This is a genomic window from Arthrobacter sp. Dra40, from assembly GCF_059091905.1.
In genome coordinates, this window is sequence record NZ_JBNHHB010000186.1 from 1 (window position 1) to 10006 (window position 10006).

Annotated in this window: 12 protein-coding genes and 1 pseudogene; all 13 read right to left on the reverse strand. The window is 67.2% G+C overall.

Annotated elements, in window-relative coordinates; all coding sequences use genetic code 11:
- A pseudogene (locus tag AC5RWT_RS30275) lies at window positions 1–169 on the reverse strand (30S ribosomal protein S12); the annotation flags it as partial.
- A 432-nt stretch (window positions 170–601) separates the two neighbouring features.
- Window positions 602–1696: an LPXTG cell wall anchor domain-containing protein gene (locus AC5RWT_RS30280; protein ID WP_494083440.1), complete on the reverse strand. Its 1095-nt coding sequence runs from the start codon at window positions 1694–1696 to the stop codon at window positions 602–604.
- A 198-nt stretch (window positions 1697–1894) separates the two neighbouring features.
- Window positions 1895–2065 carry a hypothetical protein gene (locus AC5RWT_RS30285; RefSeq protein WP_494083441.1) on the reverse strand — a complete coding sequence of 57 codons (171 nt, stop codon included), beginning with the start codon at window positions 2063–2065 and terminating at the stop codon, window positions 1895–1897.
- Between the two features lies 1 nt (window position 2066).
- Window positions 2067–2798 (reverse strand): class E sortase, encoded by a 732-nt coding sequence (locus tag AC5RWT_RS30290; protein ID WP_494083442.1) that lies wholly within the window; start codon window positions 2796–2798, stop codon window positions 2067–2069.
- Between the two features lie 88 nt (window positions 2799–2886).
- Window positions 2887–3678: an IclR family transcriptional regulator domain-containing protein gene (locus tag AC5RWT_RS30295; RefSeq protein ID WP_494083443.1), complete on the reverse strand. Its 792-nt coding sequence runs from the start codon at window positions 3676–3678 to the stop codon at window positions 2887–2889.
- A gap of 15 nt (window positions 3679–3693) precedes the next feature.
- Window positions 3694–4338 (reverse strand): 3-oxoacid CoA-transferase subunit B, encoded by a 645-nt coding sequence (locus AC5RWT_RS30300; RefSeq protein WP_494083444.1) that lies wholly within the window; start codon window positions 4336–4338, stop codon window positions 3694–3696.
- Window positions 4339–4342: 4 nt separating this feature from the next.
- On the reverse strand, window positions 4343–5026 hold the full coding sequence (locus AC5RWT_RS30305; RefSeq protein ID WP_493966553.1) for a 3-oxoacid CoA-transferase subunit A: 684 nt from the start codon (window positions 5024–5026) through the stop codon (window positions 4343–4345).
- A gap of 12 nt (window positions 5027–5038) precedes the next feature.
- A complete protein-coding gene (locus AC5RWT_RS30310) occupies window positions 5039–6250 on the reverse strand; it encodes a thiolase family protein (protein WP_494083445.1) in 1212 nt (403 codons plus the stop codon).
- A 210-nt stretch (window positions 6251–6460) separates the two neighbouring features.
- A complete protein-coding gene (gene pcaC, locus AC5RWT_RS30315) occupies window positions 6461–6889 on the reverse strand; it encodes a 4-carboxymuconolactone decarboxylase (protein ID WP_494083446.1) in 429 nt (142 codons plus the stop codon).
- Between the two features lie 45 nt (window positions 6890–6934).
- On the reverse strand, window positions 6935–7729 hold the full coding sequence (locus AC5RWT_RS30320; protein ID WP_494083447.1) for an alpha/beta fold hydrolase: 795 nt from the start codon (window positions 7727–7729) through the stop codon (window positions 6935–6937).
- Complete coding sequence (locus AC5RWT_RS30325; RefSeq protein WP_494083448.1) at window positions 7726–9162, reverse strand: lyase family protein; 1437 nt, start codon at window positions 9160–9162, stop codon at window positions 7726–7728. Before AC5RWT_RS30325 ends, AC5RWT_RS30320 begins: the two co-directional genes overlap by 4 nt.
- A 6-nt stretch (window positions 9163–9168) precedes the next feature.
- Window positions 9169–9741 (reverse strand): protocatechuate 3,4-dioxygenase subunit alpha, encoded by a 573-nt coding sequence (gene pcaG, locus AC5RWT_RS30330; protein WP_494083449.1) that lies wholly within the window; start codon window positions 9739–9741, stop codon window positions 9169–9171.
- The coding region (locus AC5RWT_RS30335) for a dioxygenase family protein (protein WP_494083450.1) at window positions 9741–10006 on the reverse strand (266 nt) is incomplete at its 5' end. The genes pcaG and AC5RWT_RS30335, both read right to left, overlap by 1 nt.

Sequence of the window (10006 nt, forward strand, 5' to 3'; positions counted from 1 at the left end):
GCTTGACGCGGGCTACCTTGCGGAGCGCGGAGTTCGGCTTCTTCGGGGTGGTGGTGTAAACGCGGGTGCAAACGCCGCGCTTCATCGGGCTGCCCTTCAGGGCGGGCGCCTTGGTCTTATTGACCTTGGGTGAGCGGCCCTTGCGGACCAGCTGGTTAATCGTAGGCACTTTCGTGTTCTCCGTTTTTCTTGGGCTTTGCCCCGCCTTACATGCAGGGCCAGGCACTGTCGGTCGTCTTCGCACCCGCTGCGGAATCGAAGCGACCGTAGGCGTGCAAAAGGGTGGCATTCTCCGCGCAAGAACCCCGCGGACCGGAAACAGGCCCCGTCCCGGTTTGATACGGAACGGCCTTCATCCACTGCCACACAAAACAATCGAAGAAAAGTCTATCAGAGAATAGCGGACCCGGAGGACACAGGGTCCTGGCCGCAGCCTGCCGCCCCCGTCGCTGCTCCAGGGCCGGCAGCACCGCGGTCTCCAGCGGCTCGGCAAGCGTCTTCCTGTACGTGCTTGCCAATGCCGTCCGCCGTGGCGGCGTCCACACCGTACTCCACTGTCACGTCCCCGCCAACGAGGCCCTCACTGCGGGGCTGGCCGCCCTCAGGCGCTGCGGCGCCGCCACTGGATAAGGGCCGAGCCAAGCACCAACAGTCCCGCTCCGCCGGCGGCCAGCGAACCGGTGCCGGCCGCACCGGTCTCTGCCAGGGCACTGGCGGGGACAGCCACCGGCAGCACATCCGACGGTGCTTCTGGAACAGGCTGCCCGGCGGGAGCTACGTTCGGGCGGGCCGGAGTGGCGGCCGGTGCCGGTTCCTCGACCGGCTGCACGGTCTCGTCAACAACCGGCCACCCGCCCACGTCGCCGGGCCATTCACCGATTCCTTCGAACTGTTCGTACAGCCACAGGATGAGTTCCTCCCCCGCTGCCGGATCGGATGCACTCATTTCGCGGATCATGGCGGCGAGCCCGTCCAGGTCACCCGCCAAAAGGTAGTCCAGCATCAGGTCCACCAGATAGGTCATGCCCTCGGACTCGAGCACGAGGTCGATGTTGTCCTCCACCCAGCGCATGACGGTCTCCTCATCGCTGGCGGCGATCTCATCCGGGATGTTGAAGTCGCTGTGGGTCAGAGTGTGTCCGCCCACCACAATCGACTCAACCCCGGCGGGAATTACCGCTGGAGGAGCAACGGGTGCGGGCGAAGCCTCAGGCTCCGCTGCAGGGACAGCCCGTTCGGTGACGGGAACAGCAGGCGTTTTCTGCGTTGTCGATGCCGCAGGTGACGGCCCGGCCGCACCGCCTTCCGGACCCTCCGCTGCTTCACCAGCCGCGCCGGACAGGGCCGGGGCCTGGGCCCCTTCGGTGTCGTCCGGCGCCACACCGCCGTTATTTGCAGCGGGCGTCTCGACCAGCACGTCGATCACGGCGTCCGCCGAAGCTTCCTCCGACTCCGCCGGAACCGGCCCGGCGCCGGGGGCGCCTTCAGCCGAAGCGGTCGTGACCGTTGGGTCCGCTGCCGGAGCGGCTGCCCCGGCGGCAACCGTGTCCGGGTCAGCCGCCGGGAAGTTTCCTCCGGGGACGGGGCCCTGCGGTCCCGCCGGATCCTGGCTGTCTGCGTAGGCGGGAACAGTACCGAGGGCGAGAGCGGCGGCAACAGTGCCGGTGATCAGTGCAGAGCGCAGTCGTGATGTCACGTAAATGTCCTGTCCCCAACCCGGCTGTGCTGGCAGGACGGGTATCGCGCCGATCCGACACTTTCGGTGCCCTGCGTCGGCCGGCATCCACCGGCCCTGGCAGAAATATAAATGATGTAGGACACATCCGCTAAATCGGCACGGTTTGCAGGGGTTCCACGGGAAGGGGTCACGTCCTGCCCGGTTCTCTCCCCCGGCTCATCCCGGCTGTTGGCTCAGTGTCGCCTCGCCTTCCAGCAGCCCGAGGGAACTGATCCAGGGAAAAACGAACTCCATGAGCGCCAGGACGGCTGCCGCCAGCAGCATCACCGAGAGAAGAATCCGCACGGCGAGCGGGCCGGGCAGAGTGCGGAAGATCCAGGAGTACACCTCAGGCTCCTGTCTGTGCGGCCACCAGGCCAGCGATTTCATCGGGCGGTCCCGCGTCGGCGGGGCGCCATGATTCCAGCGCGGCGTAGGCGATGTAGCGCTCCTGGTCGCCGAACCTTGGATGACAGGTTGTCAGCGTCATCATCGGTTTGGCTGGTTTGGCTCCCGGTTTTTCCGGGACAGGCAGCAGCACATCTGTCCGGTCCGGTGTCACGATGGTGTACCTCTCGAAGACGTAGCTGAAGTATCCGCCGGCAGTGCGCACATGAATTCGGTCCCCGGGCTGGAGCGTGTCGATCTTGTCAAGGACCTTCCCGTACGTCTGACGGTGGCCCGCCACCGCGAAGTTCCCCGTCTGCCCCGGCATCGCTGTGCCCGGGTACATGCCCAGGCCCAGCGAGTCGAGGACTTCGGGACCAACTCCCCCGGAGACCGGCACGGAGAACTCGTCGCCGAAGCGCGGGATGTAGACGATGCCGAAGGTCTCCCCGTCCCCGGGTGGCTTTTCAGCCTGCGGCAGTCCGAAGTCGTCGGAACCGGACCGCTCCGCCGGAGCTGCGAATTGGCGGGACAAGGCTGTGACGGCGCCCTGCTGTGCAGCCTGGGCGTCGAGGTTGGTCCACCACAGCTGCCAGACGACGTAGAGGAGGACAATGCCCCCCAGGGTCACGAGCACCTCGCCCGCTATGCCGGAGGCAGCCCGAAGCCACCCCGCGGTTCTGCGTCCTCCCATGTGCGCGGTCCTCCCTGGGGAACTCGATTCGTGCGGTGCCTGTTCGCTTGAAACCCGCGAGCGGCGGGTGCAAGTTTAAGGTCGTGGCCTACTGTTGGGCACGCAGGGCGTCGGTGATGGTGGCAGAGACGGCGTGGAGCTTGGGCACAGTCTCCGCCACCACTGTCTCCACGTCCCGGGTGCCATCGGCGAGCGATGCCTGCATGGACATGTTCAGCGCCGCGACCACCGAGCCATCGGGGTGAAAGACCGGCACGGCCACGGACCGCAGCCCGATTTCCAGCTCCTGGTCCACCAAGGCCCACCCCTGCGACCGCACGGCGTCCAGTTCGGCGCGCAGCTGGTCGGGGTCGGCGATCGTGCGTGAGGTCAGCGGCTTCAGCTCAGCGGAGGCCAGGTAGTCCTCCAGTTGGTCCGCGGGCAGGCCGGCCAGCAGCACGCGGCCCATCGAGGTGGCATAAGCGGGGAAGCGGGTGCCGACCATGATGCCCACGGTCATGATCCGCCGGGTGTGGATGCGGGCGATGTAGACGATCTCGTGCCCGTCGAGGATGGACGCGGAGGTCGATTCGTGCAGCTCCGCGGACAACTCTTCCAGCAATGGCTGCACCAGCTGGGGCAGACTCTGCCCGGCAAGGTAGGAATACCCCAGCTGGAGCACCAGAGCGGTGAGTTCGAAAACGCGGCCGTCGGTGCGCACATACCCCAGGTCGACCAGGGTGTGCAGGAACCGCCGCGCCGTAGCGCGGGTCAGGCCCGTTCTCTTGGAGACCTCGCTGAGCGTCATGGTGACGTGGTCGGCGTCGAAAGCCCTGATCACGGTCAATCCGCGGGCCAGCGACTGGACGAACTGGTCGCCCGGCGTTTTGGTCTCGGTCATGGTTCCTTACGGCAATTACTCGGTGGGCGGGAGCAGCTTGACGTCCATCTTGGACTGCAGTTCTTCAAGCGTGGTCCCGAACGTCTCGCGCACGCGCACGCCTTCCTCGGTAATCAGGAAGACCGCGTCATTAGTGTATACGCGGGTGACGCAGCCCACGCCGGTGAGCGGGTAGGTGCACTCCGGAACCAGCTTCGGCTTGCCGTCCTTGGTGAACAGGGACATCATCACGTAGACATCCTTGGCACCGGTCGCCAAATCCATGGCACCGCCGACGGCGGGGATGGCGTCGGGTGCGCCGGTGTGCCAGTTCGCCAGGTCGCCGGTGGCAGAGACCTGGAACGCGCCGAGCACGCAGACGTCCAGATGGCCGCCGCGCATCATCGCGAAGGAGTCGGCGTGGTGGAAGTAGGACGCCCCCGGCACCTCGGTGACCGGGACCTTGCCCGCATTGATCAGGTCCTGATCGATCTCCTCGCCGTGTGCCTCCGGACCCATGCCCAGCATGCCGTTTTCGGTATGCAGCGTGATGTCCTGCTCGGCGGTGAGGTAGTTCGACACCGACGTCGGCTGGCCAATGCCCAGGTTGACGAAGGAGCCGGCCTGGATGTCCCGGGCCACCAGTTTGGCCAGGTCTTCGCGGCTGAGTTTCTCGCTCACGGGTTTACCTCTCTCCTTCTGCGGCCTGCGGCGCGATTTCGACGACGGTGTCCACGTAGATTCCCGGCGTCACGATGACCTCCGGATCCAACTGGCCGGTCTCCACAATGCCGGAGACCTGGACGATGCTCTTCTTGGCGGCGGCAGCCATGATGGGTCCGAAGTTGCGGGCGGTCTTGCGGTAGACCAGGTTGCCCTTCCGATCGGAGGTCAGCGCCTTGATCAGTGCCACGTCGCCGTGAATCGGGGTCTCAAGCACGTAGCCCTTGCCGTCGATCATGCGGGTTTCCTTGCCTTCGGCCAGCATGGTGCCGTAACCGGTGGGCGTGAAGAAGCCGCCAATGCCGGCGCCGGCAGCGCGGATACGTTCGGCCAGGTTGCCTTGGGGCACCAGCTCCAGTTCGATCTCGCCGGCGCGGTACGCGGTGTCGAAGTGCCAGGAATCCGACTGGCGGGGGAAGGAGCAGATGATCTTCTTGACCCGGCGTTCCTTGATCAGCAGCGCCAATCCGGCGTCGGCCTGCCCGGCGTTGTTGTTCACCACGGTCAGGTCGGTGGCACCGCAGTCCATCAGTGCGTCGATCAGTTCCATCGGCTGTCCGGCGTTGCCGAACCCGCCGATCAACACCGTGGCGCCGTCCTGGATGCCGGCGACGGCGTCCTGGGCAGTAGCAGCGAATGTAGCCACTCGCTTACCTCCTTAGTTCTTGGTTGAGTTGACGTTTTCCAGCACGACGGCGAGGCCTTGGCCCACCCCGATGCAGATGGCGGCCACGCCCCAGCGCTCGCCCGATTCCTGCAGGCGGCGGGCCAGCGTGCCCAGGATGCGGATGCCCGAGGCGCCCAGCGGGTGGCCGATGGCCACGGCTCCGCCCCAGGCGTTCACGATGGTCGGATCGATGTCCCAGTTGTCGATGCACGCCAGCGACTGCGCCGCGAACGCCTCGTTGAGCTCGACGGCGGCGACATCCGACCAGCTGATGCTCGCCCGTTTGACGGCCTGGTTGGCGGCTTCCACCGGCGCGAAGCCGAAGAACTGCGGCTCCAGGGCGGATGCGCCCCGGCCGGCGATGCGGGCCAGCGGCTGGGTCCCCAGCAGCCCGGCGGCGGCCTCGCTGCCCAGCCACGCCGCGGAGGCGCCGTCGTTCAGCGGAGAAGCATTGCCGGCAGTGACGGTGCCGCCCTCGGGGCCATCGGCCACCGGGCGGAAGACGGTCTTGAGCCCGGCCAGGACCTCCGCGGTGCTGGTGGGCCGGATGGACTCGTCGCGGGCCAGGTCGGTTCCCGGAACCTGCACCACCATCGAGTCGTACTTGCCCGCGTTCCAGGCCTCGTCGGCCAGGCGGTGCGACGCAGCCGCGAACTCGTCCTGCCGCTCGCGGGTGATGCCGTGACGCTCGCGCAGTTGTTCGGTGGCCTCGCCCAAGGACACTGTCCACTCCTGCGGCATCTTCTTGTTCACCAGGCGCCAACCCAGCGTGGTCGATGCCAGGGTCATGTCCCCGGCCGGGTAGGGCTTTTCGGTCTTCGGCAGCACCCAGGGCGCACGGCTCATGGACTCGACGCCGCCGATCAGCACCAGGTCGCCTTCGCCGGCATTGATCTGCCGGGAGGCAATGATCGCGGCGTCCAGGCTGGAGCCGCACAGACGGTTCACGGTGGTGCCGGGGATGGAGGTCGGCAGGCCGGCCAGCAGCGTGGCCATGCGCGCGACGTTCCGGTTCTCTTCGCCGGCGCCGTTGGCGTTGCCGAAGATCACTTCGTCGATGCGCTCCGGGTCCAGGCCGGGGGCCCGGGAAATTTCTGCTTTGACGACTTCGGCCGCCAGATCGTCCGGGCGGACACCGGCCAGCGCACCGCCGAACTTGCCAAAGGGCGTGCGGACGGCGTCAAACAGATATGCCTGGTTCATTCGAAGCTCCTTCGTGGCGCACGTCTGGCGTGCGCTCGGTGTTACAGCAAAACGGTCCGGGCCAGCGCTGTGGCCGGACCGGACCGCTCCATGAAAGGGGATCCGCGCAGGACCCTCCCGGGTTGCCTTCGCGGATCCCGCCGGGGGTCCGCAAACCTCCGCTTCTACCCCGGGAGTGTTCGCTTCACGAACGCTTGTACGTTATATGAACTATATCGAGGCGCTGTGATCCTCGTCAAGGCTGGCAAAGACGCCCTTGGCGACCTTGAACGCCACGTTCGCGTCCGGCACGCCGCAGTAGATGGCCGACTGCAGCACGACCTCCTTGATTTCGTCACGGGTCATCCCGTTGGTCAGAGCCGCACGGACATGCATGGCGAATTCCTCCCAGTGGCCCCTGGCGATCATGGCGGTCAGGGTGATGGCGCTGCGCGTGGTGCGCGGCAGTCCGTCCCGGGTCCAGATGGTGCCCCACGCGTAGCGGGTGATCAGTTCCTGGAAGTCCTGCGTGAACTCGTCGATCGAACTGTTGGCGCGGTCCACGTGGGCATCGCCCAGGACCTGACGACGCACGGCCATGCCGTCGTCGTACACCTCCTGCTGTGTCTTGGCAGGATCGTAGGTGCGGTTTTCGCTCACGGCGGGTACTCCTTGGGTTGTTTCAGTAATCGGTCCGGCTGCGGTTCAGACAGCCAGGAAGAAGTCCCGCAGCAGGGCCGCGGTTTCCTCGGGCGCCTCGGCGGGCGCTTGGTGGGCCACACCCTCGACGACGGCGGACCGCCCCTTCTGCACGCCGTTCGCCACTGCGTCGGCGAACTCCGGCGGGCAGACCTGGTCCACTCCCCCGGCGATGGCGATCACCGGGGTGGCGATCTCCTCCAGCCGTTCGCGGACGTCGAAGCCGGCCAGCGCCTCGCAGCAGTGGGCGTAGGCGAAGCGGTCGGCGTTTTGCAGGGTGTGCAGCAGGCGGGTGGTGCGCTCGGCATGCTTCTCGATGAAGCCCGGTGCGAACCAGCGCTGTGCCGAGCCGGTCACCATGGTGGGCGTGCCTGAACTGCGCACGGTTTCGGCCCGCTCCAGCCACGCGGCCGGCTCACCGATCTTGGCGCCGGAGCACACCACGCCCAGGCCCCCGAAGCGGTCCGGGTAGTCCAGGCCCAGCTGCAGTGCCAGTTCACCGGCCATTGAGACACCCGCGAAGTACACCGAGGCCTCGGCGTCGATATCGCCCGCCTGACGCAGTTTGTCCAGCATGGCCATCACGCCTTGGGCCAGTTCTGCCATGGTGAACGGCTCGGTGGAGGCCGGGCTGGCCCCGTGGCCGGGCAGGTCGACGCCCACGACGTGGAAGTCCTGCAGGTGGGCCACGGCGTCGATCCAGAGTGACTTGGCTCCGGTTCCCAGGCCGGCGCCCGCCAGCAGCACGGGCTTGCCTTTGCCCTCGGACAGCAAGGTGGGGATGATTTCGGGAACGGTCACGAATGGCTCCATTCTGCGTAGTAGGAAGTGATCCGGTCGATCAGTCCGCTGCTCTGGCCGGTGTACCCGGCCGGATCCAGCAGTTCGTCCAGCGCGGTGTCGGGCAGCATGTGGGCGGGCACCGCTTCGCGCAGCAGCTGCGCCAACGTGCCTTGGCCGGCGAGCGACTGGTTGACCAGGTTTTGGACTTTGGATTTGCCGGCGCCGGGGGTGCCCCCGTCCAGCATCGGCGCCACGGTGGCCATGATGCGTTCGCTGACCACCAGCTCGCCGGTGAGTTCCAGATTCCGGCGCATCCGTTCCGGACGGACCACCAGCCCGTCGGAGAGTTCGGCCAGCTTGGCTGCTGCCCCGCCGGCCAGCCGGAGGAGCTGGCGCAACGCCTGCCACTCCACATGCCAGGAACCGTCCGGCCGCTCATCAATGGCCCCCGCAGCGGCAGCCTGGACCTGGGCCAGATGCCCCGGACCGGCCAGTGCGGCGCTGCGGATCAGCACGGACAACACCGGATTCTGCTTTTGCGGCATGGCCGAGGAGCCGCCGCGGCCGTCGGCGGCGGGCTCCGCTAGCTCGCCGAATTCCGGCCGGCTGAGCAACAGTACGTCGTTGGCAACCTTTCCGGCGGCAGCCAGGACGTCGGCCAATGCCGCGGCCAGCGAGGTGACCGGCAGCCGGTTGGTCTGCCACGGTGCCACCGGATCAGCCAGCCCCAGCCGTTCGGCGAGGCGGGCTGCCAAGCCCAGCGCACCGCCGTCGTTGGTTTCTGCAGGTCCGTCCGCCGCGGCCGGGTCGGGCTGGTGGGCCAGGTCGGTGAGCGCAGCCATGGTGCCGGCCGCGCCGCCCCACTGCAGCGGCAGCCCGCCGGCCACCTGCTCCAGCCGCACCCCGGCCTGGGCCACCCCGGAGAGCCAGTTGGCGGCCTTGAGCCCGAACGTTGACGGCAGCGAGTGCTGGGTCAGCGTGCGGGCCACCGTGATGGTGCCGCGGTGTTCGTCCGCGAGCCGGGCCAGGGCGGCAGTGGCCGACTTCAGGTCGGTGGTGATTGCGGCAACCGTGCGGCGCGCCATCAGCATCAGGGCGCTGTCCAGAATGTCCTGGCTGGTGGCGCCCTTGTGGATCGCCGAGGCCGCGCCCGTGTGGCGCTTTTTGGCCTCCGCGCGCAGATCGGCCAGCAGCGGGATGACCGGGTTGCCGCCGCCCTGCGCGCGCTCCGCCAGTGCGGCGGCGTTGTAGAGGTCAGCGTGTGAGGCCTGTTCGACAGCTTCAACGGCGTCCGCCGGGACCCTGCCGGCGTCGGCCAGCACGCGCGTCCATTCGAGTTCCACGTCAAGCATGGCCTGGATGAATTGGTAGTCGCTGGTTAAACGGGACGCTGCTGTCCCGGCCGTAGCCGGAGACAGCAGCCCGAAATCAGCGTGGTCCGCTGGATTCATGCGTCCCTAGATTCCCGGGTAGGTCAGGAAGACGGTTTCGCCGTCACCCTGCAGCCGGATGTCGAACCGAAGGTCGCCGTTCGGTTCGCGCTCGGCAATCAGGGTGTTCCGGCGGTCTTCCGGCAGCGAGGACAGCAGCGGGTCGCTGGCCAGTGCCTCGGTGTCCTCAGGCAGGTAGATGCGGGTGAACAGCCGGTTCAGCAGGCCGCGCGCGAAGACCACCAGCGAAATGAACGGGGCCTTGCCGGGTTCCGTGGCACCCGGGTTGACCGTGGTGAAGGTGTAGTGGCCCACATTGTCCACGGCCACGCGGCCGAAGCCGGTGAAGGTGTGGTCATCGCGGACCAGCGAACCGGTCTCGCGGGAAATCCGGCCGTGCTCGTCGGCCTGCCAGATTTCCAGCAGGGAGTCAGGGATCGGCGCCCCGTTGCCGTCGGTCACCACGCCGTGCAGCCGGATGGACCCGGGGTACGCGCGGTGGACCAGCTGGCTGTCCTTTTCATAGGGCAGCGCGAAGCCGTAGAACGGGCCGATGGTCTGGCCCGGGGTGGGAACCAGTTTGGTGGTGGACTCGCTCATCAGTGCTCCTCGCCTTCTTCCATCCATGTGCGGTTGCTGCCGGACAGGACGATGTCCCAGCGGTAGCCGGTGTTCCATTCGTGGCTGGTTACCGAGTGGTCATAGGTGGCGACCAGCCGGTTGCGGGCCTTTTGGTCGGTGATCGACTGGTAGATCGGATCCAGCGGAAACAGCGGGTCGCCCGGGAAGTACATCTGGGTGATCATGCGCTGGGTGAAGTCGGTGCCGAACAGCGAGAAGTGGATGTGCGCCGGGCGCCAGGCGT

What these genes read in the sequence shown, in the direction of transcription:
- AC5RWT_RS30290 (WP_494083442.1), bottom strand. Translation starts at nt 2,798, where the DNA reads ATGGGAGGACGCAGAACCGCGGGGTGGCTTCGGGCTGCCTCCGGCATA.
- AC5RWT_RS30295 (WP_494083443.1), bottom strand. Translation starts at nt 3,678, where the DNA reads ATGACCGAGACCAAAACGCCGGGCGACCAGTTCGTCCAGTCGCTGGCC.
- AC5RWT_RS30310 (WP_494083445.1), bottom strand. Translation starts at nt 6,250, where the DNA reads ATGAACCAGGCATATCTGTTTGACGCCGTCCGCACGCCCTTTGGCAAG.
- AC5RWT_RS30325 (WP_494083448.1), bottom strand. Translation starts at nt 9,162, where the DNA reads ATGAATCCAGCGGACCACGCTGATTTCGGGCTGCTGTCTCCGGCTACG.
- pcaG (WP_494083449.1), bottom strand. Translation starts at nt 9,741, where the DNA reads ATGAGCGAGTCCACCACCAAACTGGTTCCCACCCCGGGCCAGACCATC.